Annotated in this window: 13 protein-coding genes; 4 read left to right on the forward strand and 9 right to left on the reverse strand. The window is 70.7% G+C overall.

The features are described from left to right. Positions 1–159 precede the first annotated feature (159 nt). The 3 genes from ACZ56V_RS34285 to thyX form a co-directional block, all read right to left on the reverse strand. Positions 160–1,845: a ribonuclease J gene (locus ACZ56V_RS34285; protein ID WP_104636073.1), complete on the reverse strand. Its 1,686-nt coding sequence runs from the start codon at positions 1,843–1,845 to the stop codon at positions 160–162. A 153-nt stretch (positions 1,846–1,998) separates the two neighbouring features. After that, positions 1,999–2,898: a 4-hydroxy-tetrahydrodipicolinate synthase gene (gene dapA / locus ACZ56V_RS34290; RefSeq protein WP_356371547.1), complete on the reverse strand. Its 900-nt coding sequence runs from the start codon at positions 2,896–2,898 to the stop codon at positions 1,999–2,001. A gap of 219 nt (positions 2,899–3,117) precedes the next feature. Further along, on the reverse strand, positions 3,118–3,858 hold the full coding sequence (thyX, locus tag ACZ56V_RS34295) for an FAD-dependent thymidylate synthase (RefSeq protein WP_356371546.1): 741 nt from the start codon (positions 3,856–3,858) through the stop codon (positions 3,118–3,120). Positions 3,859–4,048: 190 nt separating this feature from the next. Here thyX and ACZ56V_RS34300 point away from each other — a divergent pair, with 190 nt between their 5' ends. Together ACZ56V_RS34300 and ACZ56V_RS34305 are read left to right on the forward strand one after the other, a co-directional pair. Then, positions 4,049–4,288: a hypothetical protein gene (locus ACZ56V_RS34300; protein ID WP_104636076.1), complete on the forward strand. Its 240-nt coding sequence runs from the start codon at positions 4,049–4,051 to the stop codon at positions 4,286–4,288. A 116-nt stretch (positions 4,289–4,404) separates the two neighbouring features. Continuing rightward, positions 4,405–4,956, forward strand: coding sequence for a hypothetical protein (locus ACZ56V_RS34305; protein WP_398914983.1), 552 nt, complete (start codon positions 4,405–4,407; stop codon positions 4,954–4,956). An 89-nt stretch (positions 4,957–5,045) separates the two neighbouring features. On the opposite strand, the gene ACZ56V_RS34310 is transcribed toward ACZ56V_RS34305, so the two are convergent. From ACZ56V_RS34310 to rpsO, 5 genes are all read right to left on the reverse strand, one after another. Continuing rightward, positions 5,046–5,501 (reverse strand): tetratricopeptide repeat protein, encoded by a 456-nt coding sequence (locus tag ACZ56V_RS34310; protein WP_356371544.1) that lies wholly within the window; start codon positions 5,499–5,501, stop codon positions 5,046–5,048. 13 nt (positions 5,502–5,514) lie between these two features. Continuing rightward, positions 5,515–6,267 carry a 4-hydroxy-tetrahydrodipicolinate reductase gene (gene dapB / locus ACZ56V_RS34315; RefSeq protein ID WP_398914979.1) on the reverse strand — a complete coding sequence of 251 codons (753 nt, stop codon included), beginning with the start codon at positions 6,265–6,267 and terminating at the stop codon, positions 5,515–5,517. Positions 6,268–6,302: 35 nt separating this feature from the next. Then, complete coding sequence (locus ACZ56V_RS34320) at positions 6,303–7,682, reverse strand: M16 family metallopeptidase (RefSeq protein WP_356371542.1); 1,380 nt, start codon at positions 7,680–7,682, stop codon at positions 6,303–6,305. Next, a complete protein-coding gene (locus tag ACZ56V_RS34325) occupies positions 7,679–9,898 on the reverse strand; it encodes a polyribonucleotide nucleotidyltransferase (protein WP_398914977.1) in 2,220 nt (739 codons plus the stop codon). Before ACZ56V_RS34325 ends, ACZ56V_RS34320 begins: the two co-directional genes overlap by 4 nt. Positions 9,899–10,181: 283 nt before the next feature. Continuing rightward, entirely contained in the window at positions 10,182–10,469 is a 288-nt protein-coding gene (rpsO, locus tag ACZ56V_RS34330) for a 30S ribosomal protein S15 (RefSeq protein WP_161166086.1), read from the reverse strand. A 284-nt stretch (positions 10,470–10,753) separates the two neighbouring features. Between rpsO and ACZ56V_RS34335 the strand changes: the two genes are divergently transcribed. Continuing rightward, positions 10,754–11,050, forward strand: coding sequence for a DUF397 domain-containing protein (locus ACZ56V_RS34335; protein ID WP_104636082.1), 297 nt, complete (start codon positions 10,754–10,756; stop codon positions 11,048–11,050). Positions 11,051–11,064: 14 nt separating this feature from the next. Here the strand turns inward: ACZ56V_RS34335 and ACZ56V_RS34340 are convergent, their stop codons facing one another. After that, positions 11,065–12,642, reverse strand: a complete 1,578-nt coding sequence (locus ACZ56V_RS34340; RefSeq protein ID WP_468947513.1) for an outer membrane protein assembly factor BamB family protein — start codon at positions 12,640–12,642, stop codon at positions 11,065–11,067. Between the two features lie 343 nt (positions 12,643–12,985). Here ACZ56V_RS34340 and ACZ56V_RS34345 point away from each other — a divergent pair, with 343 nt between their 5' ends. Continuing rightward, the gene (locus ACZ56V_RS34345; protein WP_468947515.1) at positions 12,986–16,135 is read left to right on the forward strand and encodes an SCO5717 family growth-regulating ATPase; all 3,150 of its coding nucleotides are present in this window, start codon (positions 12,986–12,988) and stop codon (positions 16,133–16,135) included. Positions 16,136–16,213 lie beyond the last annotated feature (78 nt).

Here is a 16,213-nt window from a genome sequence, read left to right on the forward strand (position 1 = left end):
GACTCCTGGTTGGGGTTTTCACCCCTCCGGGTCGTCTCCGAACAAAGAAGGCGCGTGTTCCCTTTCAACGCGAGGGTGAACCCTCCTGGAGCCGTGCCCCCCCACTCACACCCGCCCCCCCCCGCTCCTGGTTGGCGCTGTCGGTGGTCCGACGGTCCGTCAGACCTCCACGACGACAGGCAGGATCATCGGCCGGCGCCGGTAGGTGTCCGAGACCCACTTGCCGAGGGTCCTGCGGATCAGTTGCTGCATCTGGTGCGGCTCGACGACACCGTCCTGGGCCGAGCGCTCCAGCGCTTCGGTGACCTTGGGGAGTACCGCGGCGAAGGCCGAGTCCTCGATGCCCGAGCCGCGGGCCTGGACGTGCGGCCCACCGGTGATCTTGCCGGTGGAGGAGTCCATCACCACGAAGACCGAGATGATGCCCTCGTCGCCGAGGATCTTGCGGTCCTTGAGGGCCGGCTCGCCGACGTCGCCGACCGAGAGCCCGTCGACGTAGACGTACCCCGCCTGCACCTTGCCGGAGATCTTCGCCTTGCCCTCGACGAGGTCGACGACCACGCCGTCCTCGGCGATGACGATGCGGTCGTGCGGGACGCCGGTGAGGGCGCCCAGTTCGGCGTTGGCCCGGAGGTGACGCCATTCGCCGTGCACCGGCATCAGGTTCTTCGGGCGGCAGATGTTGTAGAAGTACAGCAGCTCACCGGCCGAGGCGTGGCCCGAGACGTGGACCTTGGCGTTGCCCTTGTGGACCACGTTGGCGCCCCAGCGGGTCAGGCCGTTGATCACCCGGTACACCGCGTTCTCGTTGCCCGGGATGAGGGACGAGGCCAGGATCACCGTGTCGCCGTTGACGATGCGGATCTGGTGGTCGCGGTTGGCCATGCGGGACAGGGCGGCCATCGGCTCGCCCTGGGAACCCGTGCAGACCAGGACCACCTCGCTGTCGGGCAGGTCGTCGAGCGTCTTGACGTCGACCACCAGGCCCGGCGGCACCTTCAGGTAGCCGAGGTCTCTCGCGATGCCCATGTTGCGGACCATGGAGCGGCCGACGAAGGCGACCCGGCGGCCGTACTCGTGCGCGGCGTCCAGGATCTGCTGGATGCGGTGGACGTGGCTGGCGAAGCTCGCCACGATGATGCGCTTGCGGGCACTGGCGAAGACCTGGCGCAGGACGTTGGAGATGTCCCGCTCGGGAGGGACGAAGCCCGGCACCTCGGCGTTGGTCGAGTCGGCGAGGAGCAGGTCGATGCCCTCCTCGCTGAGACGCGCGAAGGCGTGCAGGTCCGTGAGCCGGCCGTCCAGCGGAAGCTGGTCCATCTTGAAGTCGCCGGTGTGGACGACCATGCCCGCGGGGGTGCGGATGGCGACGGCCAGCGCGTCCGGGATGGAGTGGTTGACCGCGACGAACTCGCAGTCGAAGGGGCCGACGCGTTCGCGGTGCCCCTCCGCCACCTCGAGGGTGTACGGACGGATGCGGTGCTCCTGGAGCTTGGCCTCGATGAGCGCGAGGGTCAGCTTGGAGCCGATCAGCGGGATGTCCGGCTTCTCGCGGAGGAGGAAGGGGACGCCGCCGATGTGGTCCTCGTGGCCATGGGTCAGGACGATGCCCTCGATGTCGTCGAGGCGGTCCCGGATGGACGAGAAGTCCGGCAGGATCAGGTCGATGCCGGGCTGCTCCTCCTCGGGGAAGAGCACGCCGCAGTCGACGATCAGCAGACGGCCGCCGTATTCGAAGACCGTCATGTTGCGGCCGATTTCACCGAGGCCGCCGAGGGGGGTGACCCGGAGGCCGCCCTTCGGGAGCGCCGGGGGACGACCCAGTTCAGGATGCGGATGACTCAAAAGACTCTCCTCACCACACGCGCCACGTACCGGTGGGCACGTGGCGCGCGTGACGTTCGTGCAGAAGCAGTTGTCGTATGGGGTGCGGGCACCGGTGGCCCGCCTATTCAGTTGTGAAGTCCGTCCGGTCGTGCGGTGGTGCGAAGTCTGATGTCAGAGCTGTACCCCGCCGGCGGCAAGATCGATCTTGAGCTGCTCGGTTTCCTCGGGCGTGAGGCCGACCATGGGGGCGCGCAGCGGCCCGGCGGGCAGCCCCTGGAGGGCGAGCGCGGCCTTGGTGGTCATGACGCCCTGGGTGCGGAACATGCCGGTGAAGACGGAGAGCAGCTTCTGGTGGATCTCCAGTGCCTTCTGTACGTCACCCGCGACGTGCGCGTCCACCATGGCGCGCAGTTCGGGGGTGACGACGTGGCCGACGACGGAGACGAAACCGACCGCGCCCACGGAGAGCAACGGCAGGTTCAGCATGTCGTCACCGGAGTACCAGGCGAGGCCGGAGCGCGCGATGGCCCAGCTGGCGCGGCCGAGGTCGCCCTTGGCGTCCTTGTTGGCGACGATCCGCGGGTGCTCCGCGAGGCGGACCAGGGTCTCGGTGTTGATCGGGACGCCGCTGCGGCCGGGGATGTCGTAGAGCATGACCGGGAGCCGGCTGGCGTCGGCGATGGCCGTGAAGTGCTGGTACAGACCCTCTTGCGGGGGCTTGTTGTAGTACGGCGTGACGAGCAGCAGGCCGTGGGCGCCGACGCGCTCGGCGGCGCGGGCCAGCTCGATGCTGTGCTGGGTGTTGTTGGTGCCGACTCCGGCGACGACGTGTGCCCGGTCGCCGACGGCCTCCAGGACGGCTCGTACGAGGTCCGCTTTCTCCGCGTCGCTGGTGGTCGGGGACTCGCCTGTGGTGCCGTTGATGATCAGGCCGTCGTTGCCTGCGTCCACCAGGTGGGTGGCGAGCCGCTGGGCGCCGTCGAGGTCGAGTGCGCCGTCCGCCGTGAAGGGCGTGACCATGGCGGTGAGGACCCGCCCGAAGGGGATCTGCGGAGTGGAGGTCGGAGCCATGGGTTACACGCTACTCGTTGCTCAGGGCGGGGTCTGCCCTCGGGGGAGGCGGCAGGCCGGTACGGAAGTGGAGCCCGGCACTGCCTGCTCGGGGGTTCAAGCAGTGCCGGGTCCCTTTGATCAGGCTAGATGAACTTCACCAAACGCCGCAATCCGGACACTTCACATGGTTGATGCGTACATCAGTGCCCAGCCCGGCCGGCCCGGAGGCCAGGCTCGTTACGGCGCCACGCGGCCGTTGGCGTTGAAGGCGGCGTGGGTGAGCGGCATGAGGCGGGCCCACTCCTCTTCCATCTTCTCGCCGACCATCTCGATCTCCCGCTGCGGGAAGGAGGGCACCTTCGCCAGCTCGTGCTGGGTGCGCAGGCCCAGGAAGTGCATCAGCGAGCGGGCGTTGCAGGTCGCGTACATCGACGAGTACAGGCCGACGGGAAGCACCGCGCGGGCCACCTCGCGGGCGACACCGGCGGCGAGCATCTTCTGGTACGTCGCGTAGGCCTGGCGGTAGGAGTCCTCCATCGCGCCGCCGACCAGCTCGTGCTGCTCCGGGGTGCCCTCGACGAAGACGTACTTGCCGGGGCGGCCCTGCTGCACCAGCTTGCGGGAGGCGTCGGGCACGTAGAAGACCGGCTGGAGCTCCCGGTAGCGGCCCGACTCCTCGTTGTAGGACCAGCCGACACGGTGCCGCATGAACTCCCGGAAGACGAAGATCGGGGCGCTGACGAAGAAGGTCATCGAGTTGTGCTCGAACGGGCTGCCGTGCCGGTCCCGCATGAGGTAGTTGATCAGGCCCTTGGAGCGCTCCGGGTCCTTCTTCAGCTCGTCCAGGGACTGCTCCCCCGCGGTCGAGACGCGGGCGGCGAACAGCACGTCGGAGTCGGTCGCGGCGCTCTTGACCAGCTCGACGGTGATGTCACCGCGGAGGTCGATCTTGAAGTCGTCGGCGGGTGTGTCGGTCACGGTGTGGTGGGCCTTCCCATCTCGTCACTTGGCGGGGTCACTCTACGACCGCCGGGTCGCGGGCCGCCGAATCGGGCGATCGGTGCCGTGCCGCAATGAAGTCGGCGAAACAGGGCACCTGGAGGGCCGTTCGTTCGTCTGTATGAGTAACAGCACTTCATTCCAGTCCCTGAAGGGAGACGCAGTCCCTATGATCCGCCGGCGTGAACCCGTGCCGTTCGCCTTCGTCGCCGAGGCCGACAGGTTCCGCAGCAATGTCGCACCCCCGCCGCGTGAGCGGGCGTCCTTCGGCCAGCTGGCCGGACGCTGGCTCCTCGGCGTCACCGTCGTCGCCGGTCTCGTGGGCTCCCTGGTGATAGGGATGCCCGCTCTGTCGGCCGACCAGCCCTCCTCGCACAAGCAGCCGTCGCAGGCGTCCGAGGGGCGCTAGGGGCGACGGGCACGGTCGGCCCGACTCCGTCCGGACCCCCGAGGGTGGTGACCGGAGACACAGGTCGGTAGCCTCACCGGGCACAACACCTGCCTTGGAACGAGTGAGGACCAGCCGTGCCCCTGCCCTTCCTGACGGCCGACCGCGCCTTTGACACGGCCGACGACGTCGCGCTGCCGTACGACGACCGCGACCTCTGGCGCCGGCCCTACCGGCCGGGGCCGTGGCGGGTGGGGGCGGCGGCGCTGATGCTGCTGCTCGCCTCGTTCGTCCTGTTCGCGGCGGTCATCATCGCGGCGACGGGCGGGCCGTCCTCCGCCGGGGTGGTCTTCGGTCTCGCGGTGGTCGTCATCCTGTGCTCCCTGCGGATGCTGCGCATGGGCGTGTGGGTGAGCGCGCACGGAGTGCGTCAGGTGGGCTTCTTCACCACCCGCACGGTGGCCTGGCAGCAGGTCGCCAGCCTGCGCACGGTGCAGCAGCCGGTGCGCTGGCTGGGACTGCCGCGCACGGTGCAGGGGCAGGCGCTGCTGCTCGTACGGCAGGGCCGGTCGACGGAGCCCTCCCCGCTGCTGACCACGCACAACTGCGACTTCCTCGCCCGCGACGGCGCCTTCAACCGGGCGGCCGACGCGGTGGAGGCGTGGGCCGACGAGTACCGACGGGGCTGACGCACCCGACAGTCGAAACGCCGGGGCCCGGACCGCACAGCCGCGGTCCGGGCCCCGGCGTTCGGTCCAGGCCTCGGCGTTCGGTCCGCTCAGGCGGCCTCGACGTGCTTGCCGTCGTGCAGGGCGATCGCCCGTTGCATCGCCTTGCGGGCGCGCGGGGTGTCGCGGGCGTCGTGGTAGGCGACCGCCAGGCGGAACCAGGTGCGCCAGTCGCCGGGGCTGTCCTCCGTCTCGGCCTTGCGCTGGGCGAAGACCGCGTCGGCCGACTCCCGGTCGACGCGGCCGCTGGGGGTGCGCTTCAGCTCGTCGACGGGCAGTCCGCCCTCGGCGTCGAGTTCGGCGGCGAGCCGGTTGGCCCGGCGGACGAACTGGGTGTTCTTCCAGAGGAACCACAGGCCGATCACCGGCAGGATCAGCACCGCGACACCGAAGGTGACGGTGAGGAGGGTGCCGGCCTCGATGAGCAGCACGCCGCGGCTGCCGACCAGGAGGAAGTAGAAGACCAGGACGGCGGCCGTGACGAGGTAGGTGATCTTCGCGCGCATCAGGGTGTGGGTCTCAGTTCAGGTCCAGGAAGTGTTCCAGGCCGAAGGTGAGGCCCGGGGTGGTGACCACCCGGCGGGCGCCCAGCAGGATGCCCGGCATGAAGCTGCTGTGGTGCAGGGAGTCGTGCCGGACGGTGAGGGTCTCGCCCTCGCCGCCGAGCAGGACCTCCTGGTGGGCGAGCAGGCCGCGCAGCCGAATGGCGTGCACCGGGATCCCGTCCACGTTCGCGCCGCGGGCGCCGTCCAGGGCGGTGGCAGTGGCGTCGGGCGCCGGTGCGGAGCCTGCCTTCTGCCGCGCCTGGGCGATCAGCTGGGCGGTACGGGTGGCGGTGCCGCTGGGGGCGTCCACCTTGTTCGGGTGGTGCAGCTCGACGACCTCGACGGACTCGAAGTACGGGGCGGCGAGCTGCGCGAACTTCATGGTGAGCACGGCGCCGATGGAGAAGTTCGGCGCGATGAGCACGCCGGTCTCCGGGGAGGCGTCGAGCCACGCGTTCAGCCGCGCGAGACGCTCGTCGGTCCAGCCGGTGGTGCCGACGACGGCGTGGATGCCGTGGCGTACGCAGTAGTCGAGGTTGTCCATCACCGAGGCGGGGGTGGTCAGCTCGACGGCGACCTGGGCGCCGGACTCGGCCAGCGCCTCCAGGCTGTCGCCCCGGCCGAGGGCGGCGACCAGCTCCATGTCCTCGGCGGCCTCGACCGCCCGTACCGCCTCGGAGCCGATCCGGCCCTTGGCGCCCAGGACGGCCACGCGCAGCTTGCTCATGTTGTGTTCGCTTCCTTACCGAGAGACCGGGAGTGTCAGGCGACGGCGTCGTGCAGCCGGGCCGCCTGCTTGTCCTTGAGCGGGCCGATGACCGACAGGGACGGCCGTCGGCCCAGGACGTCACGGGCGACGGCGCGGACGTCGTCCGGCGTGACCGAGGCTATCCGGGCCAGCATGTCGTCGACCGACATCTGCTCGCCCCAGCACAGCTCGCTCTTGCCGATACGGTTCATCAGCGCGCCCGTGTCCTCCAGGCCGAGGACCGTGGAGCCCTGGAGCTGGCCGACGGCACGGCCGATCTCGTCGTCCGTGAGGCCGTGCTCGGCGACGTGGTCCAGCTCGTCGCGGCAGATCTTGAGCACGTCGTGCACCTGGGAGGGCCGGCAGCCCGCGTACACGCCGAAGAGGCCGCAGTCGGCGAAGCCCGAGGTGTACGAGTACACGCTGTAGGCCAGCCCGCGCTTCTCCCGGACCTCCTGGAAGAGGCGGGAGGACATGCCGCCGCCGAGGGCGGTGTTGAGGACGCCCATGGCCCACCGGCGCTCGTCGGTGCGGGCCAGGCCCGGCATGCCGAGGATGACGTGGGCCTGCTCGGTCTTGCGGCCGATCAGCTCGACGCGGCCGGCGGTGCGGATGGTGCGCCGGCCGTCGCGCGGAGCGAGGGGCTGGGCGACCGGGTCCTTGAGGGCGCCGGCCTTCTCGAAGGCGGCGCGGACCTGGCGTACGACCTTGTTGTGGTCGACGTTGCCGGCCGCGGCGACCACCAGGTGGGTGGGGTCGTAGTGCTTCCGGTAGAAGCGGCGGATGCGGTCGGCGGTGAGGGCGTTGACCGTGTCGACGGTGCCGAGGACGGGGCGGCCCAGGGCGTTGTCGCCGAACATGGTGTGCGCGAACAGGTCGTGCACGCAGTCGCCCGGGTCGTCCTCGGTCATCGCGATCTCTTCGAGGATGGCGCCGCGCTCGACGTCGACGTCCTCCTCCTGGATCAGCGAGCCGGTCAGCATGTCGCAGACCACGTCGATGGCGAGCGGCAGGTCGGTGTCGAGTACGCGCGCGTAGTAGCACGTGTACTCCTTCGCCGTGAACGCGTTCATCTCGCCGCCGACCGCGTCGATGGCGGAGGAGATGTCCAGCGCGCTGCGCTTGCGGGTGCCCTTGAAGAGCAGGTGCTCCAGGTAGTGGGTGGCGCCGTTCAGCGCGGGGGTCTCGTCGCGGGAGCCGACGTGGGCCCAGATGCCGAAGGTCGCCGAGCGGACCGAGGGGAGGGTCTCGGTGACGATGCGCAGGCCGCCGGGGAGGGTCGTCCTGCGGACCGTGCCGATGCCGTGCTCGCCCTTGATGAGGGTTTGGGTACGGGCGACGGCCCGCGCCTCCGAGGAGGTGCGGGCCGTCGCCTCGGCGCTACGGGACGTCACTGGTCGGCGTCGTCCTTCTTGTCGTTGTCGCCCTCTTCGCCCTCGATCACGGGGATCAGGGAGAGCTTGCCGCGGGAGTCGATCTCGGCGATCTCGACCTGGACCTTGGCGCCCACGCCGAGCACGTCCTCGACGTTCTCCACGCGCTTGCCGCCGGCCAGCTTGCGGATCTGCGAGATGTGCAGCAGACCGTCCTTGCCGGGCAGCAGGGAGACGAACGCACCGAAGGTGGTCGTCTTGACGACCGTGCCCAGGTAGCGCTCGCCGACCTCGGGCATGGTCGGGTTGGCGATGCCGTTGATCGTGGCGCGCGCGGCCTCGGCCTGCGAGCCCTGGGCGGCACCGATGTAGATCGTGCCGTCGTCCTCGATCGTGATGTCGGCGCCCGTGTCCTCCTGGATCTGGTTGATCATCTTGCCCTTGGGGCCGATGACCTCACCGATCTTGTCGACCGGGATCTTCACGGTGATGATCCGCGGCGCGTTCGGGGACATCTCGTCCGGCGTGTCGATCGCTTCCATCATCACGTCGAGGATGTGGAGGCGGGCGTCACGGGCCTGCTTGAGGGCGGCGGCCAGGACGGAGGCGGGGATGCCGTCCAGCTTGGTGTCGAGCTGGAGGGCGGTCACGAACTCCTTGGTGCCGGCGACCTTGAAGTCCATGTCGCCGAAGGCGTCCTCCGCACCGAGGATGTCGGTGAGGGCGACGTAGTGCGTCTCGCCGTTGATCTCCTGGGAGATCAGGCCCATGGCGATACCGGCGACGGGGGCCTTGAGCGGCACACCGGCGTTCAGCAGCGACATGGTGGAGGCGCAGACCGAGCCCATGGACGTCGAACCGTTGGAGCCGAGGGCCTCGGACACCTGGCGGATCGCGTAGGGGAACTCCTCGCGCGTCGGCAGCACCGGCACGATGGCGCGCTCGGCGAGGGCGCCGTGGCCGATCTCGCGGCGCTTCGGGGAGCCGACGCGGCCGGTCTCGCCGACGGAGTACGGCGGGAAGTTGTAGTTGTGCATGTAGCGCTTGCGGGTCACCGGGGAGAGGGTGTCCAGCTGCTGCTCCATGCGGAGCATGTTCAGGGTGGTGACGCCCAGGATCTGGGTCTCGCCACGCTCGAACAGGGCGGAGCCGTGCACGCGCGGGATGGCCTCGACCTCGGCGGCCAGGGTGCGGATGTCGGTGACACCGCGGCCGTCGATGCGCTTCTTCTCCTTGATGACGCGCTCGCGGACCAGGGACTTGGTCAGCGAGCGGTACGCGGCGGAGATCTCCTTCTCGCGGCCCTCGAACTCCGGCAGGAGCTTCTCGGCGGCGAGCCCCTTGACGCGGTCCAGCTCGGCCTCGCGCTCCTGCTTGCCGGCGATGGTGAGCGCCTGCGTCAGCTCAGGCTTGACGGCGGCGGTCAGCGCCTCCAAGACGTCGTCCTGGTAGTCCAGGAAGATCGGGAACTCGCCGGTCGGCTTGGCGGCCTTGGCGGCGAGGTCGGCCTGGGCGCGGCAGAGCACCTTGATGAAGGGCTTCGCGGCGTCGAGACCGGCGGCGACGACCTCCTCGGTGGGCGCCTCGGCGCCGCCCTCGACCAGCTTGATGGTCTTCTCGGTGGCCTCGGCCTCGACCATCATGATCGCGACGTCGCCGTCCTCCAGGACGCGGCCCGCGACGACCATGTCGAAGACGGCGTCCTCGAGCTCGGTGTGCGTCGGGAAGGCCACCCACTGGCCGCGGATCAGCGCGACGCGGACGCCGCCGATCGGGCCGGAGAAGGGCAGGCCGGCCAGCTGCGTCGACGCGGAGGCGGCGTTGATCGCCACGACGTCGTACAGGTGGTCGGGGTTGAGGGCCATGACCGTGGCCACGACCTGGATCTCGTTGCGCAGGCCCTTCTTGAAGGACGGGCGCAGCGGGCGGTCGATCAGGCGGCAGGTGAGGACGGCGTCCTCCGAGGGCCGGCCCTCACGACGGAAGAAGCTGCCGGGGATCTTGCCGGCGGCGTACATCCGCTCCTCGACGTCCACCGTGAGGGGGAAGAAGTCGAGCTGGTCCTTCGGGTTCTTGGAGGCGCTGGTGGCCGACAGCACCATGGTGTCGTCGTCCAGGTACGCCACGGCGGAACCGGCGGCCTGACGGGCCAGGCGGCCCGTCTCGAAGCGGATGGTGCGGGTGCCGAAGGTGCCGTTGTCGATCACGGCTTCGGCGTAGTGGGTCTCGTTCTCCACTAGTGATTTCTCCGATGCTTGTCGTCTTTTGTCCGCCCCGCCCGTGTGGCGGAGGGGACGGTGCCGGAGAAGCGTTCCGTGCAATGCGGGCCGGTCTTCGATCGAAGCACCCGGGGATCTGCCCCCCGGGGGCCACTACCGAGGACCGGCGGCGGCGGCGAGGTCCGCTTCTCCTCGTGCGTCTTGTTGTTCTGTTACCACACTACAAAGGGGCGGCGACAGCGCGCACGTACAGCAAAGGGAGCGGCCCCCTTACGATGGGAACCGCTCCCTCCACGGCGTGCTATCGGGCGCCCGCCGCACCGCGGCGGATGCCGAGGCGCTCGACCAGCGCACGGAAGCGCTGGATGTCCTTCTTGGCGAGGTACTGCAGCAGCCGGCGGCGCTGACCGACCAGGATGAGCAGACCACGACGGGAGTGGTGGTCGTGCTTGTGCGTCTTGAGGTGCTCGGTCAGGTCGGAGATCCGACGGGACAGCAGAGCGACCTGGACCTCGGGGGAGCCGGTGTCGCCCTCCTTGGTACCGAACTCGGAGATGATCTGCTTCTTCACTGCGGCGTCGAGCGACACGCGTACTCCTCTTGGTCTGTGACTTGCCACCGAGTGCCCCCGGTCTACATCTCGGGGGATCTTCCGTGACTCGGAAGGCGGGGATCCGCTGGGCGCGACCTCCAGGGCTCACAGCTCCGGGGGCGCGTACACAAACGTCCGTCACACAGCTTACCAGCCTGTAGGCACGCCTCCGCCCGTCCCCCGTACCGGTGCCTCCATGGGTGAACCGCTGACCTGGAGGAACGGGGGCAAGTATGGTGACCGCACAGTTCGTTGGCACAGCAGGAAGGACCCAAGCCGCGATGGCCGAGGCCGAGGACAAGGAACTCCGAGCACGCAAGGACCGGGAGCGGGACGAGCTCTACGCCCTCGACATCTCCGGCGTCGAATGGCACAGCGCGCCCGGCACCGAGTCCCATGAGGAACGGGTCGAGATCGCCTACCTGCCGGAAGGCGCCGTCGCCATGCGGTCCTCGCTGGACCACGACACCGTGCTGCGGTACACGGAGGCGGAGTGGCGGGCGTTCGTGCTCGGTGCGCGGGACGGGGAATTCGACCTGGAGCCCGCCGCGGAGCGCTCCGGGGGCGACGTCGAGTAGCGGAGGCGGGGCGGTCAGGACGTCCGCCGTGTGCCGCCGCCGATGCCGAGCACGAGGTAGCTCCACTGCTTGGTCTTGGCCTCGGCGGGTCCGTTCGCGGCCTTGACGCCGAAGAAGAGGCGCCCGTTCTGGACGACGATGTCGTTCTCGTCCGGCAGTGTCATCATCTGCGCCTCGCCCGGCAGCCCGAAGTAGAGGTACGGCTCCTCCTCGTCCGTCCGCGGGTCCAGGGCGACCAGCGCGTTCGGTGTGATGTGGTCGTCGCTCAGGCGCAGGGCGAGCAGCCGGTCGCCGCTCATGCGCACCGGGGAGAGCAGTGCGCCCGGGCCGGAGTCGAACTTCTTGGTGGTGTCCCCGGTGGCGAGGTCGAAGCCGATGATCCAGTTGGACGTCTGCTTCTCGAGCTGGTCCTTGCTGCGGATGAAGACCTGGTCCTTCCCCACGGCGATGGTCGGGCAGTCGTCGATCAGCAGATAGTCGGAGAGGGCGCAGTCGGCGACGTAGGCGCCGTTGCGGAGACTGATGGTGGCGCGGTTGCGGCCCCGGTCGTCGAGCGAGATCAGCTCGGTGATCTCGGAGTCTCCGGCGGAGACGGCGATGACGGCCGGATCTGCGGAGGGCACGTCGAGGCTCCGGATGCCCTCGGCCGCGGTGTACGTCCACAGGGGTTCGCCGGTGGCCGGGTCCAGCTTGCGCAGTTTGTAGGTGACGTTCTTCCAGGACTCGGCGGGGAGGTCGTCGCCGCCGCTCCAGCACTTCTCCCGGACGATCAGTCCGCGGCCGCCTGCGGCGCCCATGTCCTGGCAGGGGGCGGCGGTCGCCGTGGTCCAGCGGGTGGTGCCCTTCTCCATGTCGTACCCGACGGTGCCGCCGCCCCAGGTGACGGCGACCGTGCCGTGCGCGAGGGTCACACTGGGCCGGTCCTTGGCGGGGTCCGCGCCCTCGCCGGATTCGGGGCCGGACTCGGAGACGGGGAACCGTCCCTCCCAGACCAGCTTGCCGTCGTCGAGGTCGACGAAGGCCACCTGGTTGCAGTACGCCTCCTCCGCCCAGTCGTTGGCCCGGAAGAGGACGGCGGTGCGGTGGTCGCCGGTGACGTGGCGCGTGTAGCCGCAGATCGGGCCGTCGAGTCCGAGCCGCCACTTCTCGTCGCCCGGCTCGGCGTCGGTGCCGATGCTCAGGCCGACGAGCGTCTTGTTGATGCCCTTGGCGAGGATGCGGTCCGTGGCCCACATTCCGGGCATCTCCACGTGCTCCCCGGGCTTCATGTCGTCCACGGAGAAACGGAAGGCCATCTCCCCGTTGGTGCTCGCGGGCCGCTTCTCGACCGTCTCGCGGACGTCGAGCGGACCTTGTCCGACCGCGGTTCCCGACGTGCCGGACGCCTTCGGCTCCGCGCTGTCGCGCCCCCACACCAACCAGCCGCCGGTGCCCAACGCCCCGACGAGGACCACCGCGAGGAGCCCGAGGAGCAGCTTCCGGGGACCCTTCCGGCCCGGGCCTCCGCTGCCTCCGGGACCGTGCCGGGCCTCGGGCGGTTCCACGGGGGCGGCGGGGCCCGGGGGCATGGACGGGGGCGGGCCGAAGCTCACTCGGGGCCTCTTCCTGTTCCTCGGAATCCCTGTGGTGGTCAAGGAATTCCTGCGACGGACGACGGAGATCGACGCCAACTATGCCGGGCTCGCGATCACTCGACGGGAGTGGGTGGTGGAGGGCGTCCTCGTCCTCCGTGCGGGGACGGGGGCTGACGGGGCGGGGCTGGTGATGATTAGGCTGGTGTGGGGCGCGGCACCAGAACCCGTGGAGGGGGCGTCGGCGTCTCAGGGGGAAAGCCGGTGGATCGGACGACCTCGAACGGCCTCGGACCATTTCGAAATGACAAGCAAGGGTCGCCCCAGCACGGCATGAGGGTGCTCGACCACACCAGGAGGAACTGTGAGCAGCGATCGGGACGGGATCCGCGGGGGCTGGGCTACACCCGGCGATGACCAGCCCGACGCGGAGTCCTCCGTCGAGACGACCGGCGAGTTCACCATCGACTACGCGCCGCCCGCCTGGTACACGCAGAACGCGTCCGGCGACGGTGGGGAGGGCGAGGGCGAGGGGGCCAATTCGTCTGCCAATTCGTCCACTTCCTCCTCGTCTTCCGGTTCGTCCGGTTCTGCGTCTCCTGCCGGTTCATCCGCGTCTTCGTCTCCTGCGACTCCGGCCGCTCCGCCCGCTCCTCGGGGGCCGGTTCCGCCGTTGCCGGGGTTGACTCCGCCGCCGCACGCGACGCCCAACGGGCCTTCCTCCGTTCCGGCTCCCGCCCCGGGCGCTCCCTTCACGCCGCCGCCTCCCGCGCCCGCTCCGGGGGCCGCGTTCACGCCGCCTCCGCCGCCGGGACCGGGTGCGCCGTTCACGCCGCCCGCGCCGCCGAGCGGGGGGCCGACCGGGGTGCCCAGGTTGCCGGTGGGGAGCGGGTTCGAGCCGCAGCCGGCGCCGTCGCAGCCGTCGGCGCCGCCGGAGCCCGGGCCGGAACCGCGGGTGCAGGCGCCGGAGCCCGAGCCGGAGACCGAGGCCGACCCGGCACCCGCCGCGGATCTCGCCTCGCCCACGGCCCTGCCGTCGTTCCCGGCCGGTGGGTTCCAGCTCCAGGCTCCGGCTCCGCCGGCCGCCGCGGAACCCGAGGCAGTGGCCGAGACAGAGGGCGAACCGGAGCCCGAGCCCTACAGCAAGCCCGACATCGCCGATCTCGACAACGGTGACCTGGAGAGCGGCGCGACCATGCGCTTCTCTGCCGTCGCCCTCAGGCGCGAGATCGCGGAACGGGCCGCCGCGGAGGACACCGCCGAGGAGTCCCCGTCGGCCGGTTCCGACGTGGCCGGTGACACGCCGGACGAGGGCTACCCGAGCGCGGACGACACCAAGGACGAGGCCGACGTCGACTTTGACGCCGACTCCGGCTCCGGCTCCGACTCCGACTCCGACTCCGAGGGGGTCTCCGACGGGGGGCCGGTTCAGGACGCCGAGCCCGCGCCGGTCGCCCTGACCGCCGTACCCGACCCCGAGGACGCAGACGAGGACGAGGTCGCAGACGAGCCTGCGGACGACCCCCGGGACAGCGTCCCGGCGAGGAACGAGCCCGAGGACGCCGTGCCCGCCGACGCCGCGCCGCCGGCCGACAGCGTGCCGCAGGACGCCGTGCCGCAGGACGCACCGCCGCCCCCGGCGCCGGACGGAATGCCGCCGCTGCCCCCGTCGTACCCGCCGGCCGCGCCCGCGCCCGCCCACCAGTGGCCCGTGCAGCCGCAGCACCCCTCCGCGCCTCCCGAGCAGCCGGGCGTGCCGGCCCAGCAGCCGCCCTTCCAGCCGCAGGCTCCGCAGCCGGCGCCCGCGGCGTGGAACCCGCCGCCCCCTGCCCCGCAGACCGGTTACGGCTTCCCGCAGCAGCCCGGTGCGCAGGCTCCCCAGCCCCAGGCTCAGCCCCAGCCCCCCTCCCCCGGCCAGCCCGGCGGATACGGCTTCCCGCAGGCGCCGCACGGGCCGTCGGCGCAGCAGCCGTACCCCGGAGTTCCGCAGCAGGGGCAGCAGCCGCAGGCCGACGGTCAGGCTCCGCCCGCCCAGCCCGGCCCGCCGGTTCAGCCGGTCCAGGCCCCCCACGCACCGCAGCAGGCAGCCCCCCAAGCGCCTCAGGCACCTCAGCCGATGCAGCAGCCCGCGCACCCGGCCCAGCAGCCGGAGCACCAGCCCCTCCCGCCCCAGCAGCAGGCACCGCAGCCCTACCCGCAGCCCCAGCCGCCCGCCGACCCCCGGCTCGGTGCCGCCTGGCCGCAGCCCATGCAGCACGACCAGCGGCAGCCCACCAACCCGGGGGCCGCGCCGCTCGGTTACACGGCGGCCGTGGAGCTGTCCTCCGACCGGCTGCTCAACAACAAGCGGCAGAAGGCGAAGAGCAGCCGTCCGGCGGCCGCCGGTTCCCGGTTCAAGCTGGGCGGGAAGAAGGAAGAGGCCGAGCGACAGCGGAAGTTGGACCTGATCCGCACCCCGGTGCTGTCCTGCTACCGCATCGCGGTGATCAGCCTCAAGGGCGGCGTCGGCAAGACGACCACGACCACCGCGCTCGGCTCCACGCTCGCCACCGAGCGGCAGGACAAGATCCTCGCGATCGACGCCAACCCGGACGCCGGTACGCTCGGCCGCCGGGTGCGCCGGGAGACCGGGGCCACCATCCGGGACCTCGTCCAGGCCATCCCGTACCTCAACTCGTACATGGACATCAGGCGGTTCACCTCGCAGGCCTCGTCCGGTCTGGAGATCATCGCCAACGACGTCGACCCGGCGGTGTCCACGACCTTCAACGACGAGGACTACCGGCGCGCGATCGACGTGCTCGGCCAGCAGTACCCGATCATCCTCACCGACTCGGGCACCGGTCTCCTCTACAGCGCGATGCGCGGCGTGCTCGACCTCGCCGACCAGCTCATCATCATCTCGACGCCGTCCGTGGACGGTGCGAGCAGCGCCAGTACCACGCTGGACTGGCTCTCCGCGCACGGGTACGCCGACCTCGTCTCCCGGTCGCTCACGGTCATCTCGGGGGTCCGCGAGACCGGCAAGATGATCAAGGTCGACGACATCGTCGGGCACTTCCAGACCCGGTGCCGGGGCGTGGTCGTGGTGCCGTTCGACGAGCACCTGGCCGCCGGTGCCGAGGTCGACCTCGACATGATGCGGCCGAAGGTGCGGGAGGCGTACTTCAACCTCGCGGCGCTGGTCGCCGAGGACTTCGTCCGCCACCAGCAGGCGCACGGCCTGTGGACGTCCGACGGCAACCCGCCGCCGGTCGCCGCCCCGCCCCTGCCGGGCCAGCAGATGCCCGGGCAGCCGATGGCGCCGCAGCAGCAGCCCGGGCAGCCGATGCCGCCACAGCAGCAGCCGGGGCAGCCGATGCCGGGCCAGCCGTATCCGCCGCAGCCCGGACCCGGACAGCAGCAGCCGCATCCCCAGCCCGGTTACGGTCAGCCCTACGCCCAGCCCGGTTACGGATATCCACAACCGGGACAGCAGGGGCAGACTCCCCCTCCTCCCCCGCCCCAGCAGTAGCTCCACCCACCTCCGAAGGCCCGCGCCGTCCCCGACGGCGCGGGCCTTCGGGCGTGTGCGAACAACAACGTCCGTCCC

The sequence above is a fragment of the Streptomyces sp. NPDC034099 genome (assembly GCF_055575415.1).

Excerpts from the sequence above, each read along its gene's own strand:
- dapA (WP_356371547.1), bottom strand. The coding sequence starts at position 2,898 with ATGGCTCCGACCTCCACTCCGCAGATCCCCTTCGGGCGGGTCCTCACC.
- ACZ56V_RS34300 (WP_104636076.1), top strand. The coding sequence starts at position 4,049 with ATGATCCGCCGGCGTGAACCCGTGCCGTTCGCCTTCGTCGCCGAGGCC.
- ACZ56V_RS34310 (WP_356371544.1), bottom strand. The coding sequence starts at position 5,501 with ATGCGCGCGAAGATCACCTACCTCGTCACGGCCGCCGTCCTGGTCTTC.
- dapB (WP_398914979.1), bottom strand. The coding sequence starts at position 6,267 with ATGAGCAAGCTGCGCGTGGCCGTCCTGGGCGCCAAGGGCCGGATCGGC.
- ACZ56V_RS34335 (WP_104636082.1), top strand. The coding sequence starts at position 10,754 with ATGGCCGAGGCCGAGGACAAGGAACTCCGAGCACGCAAGGACCGGGAG.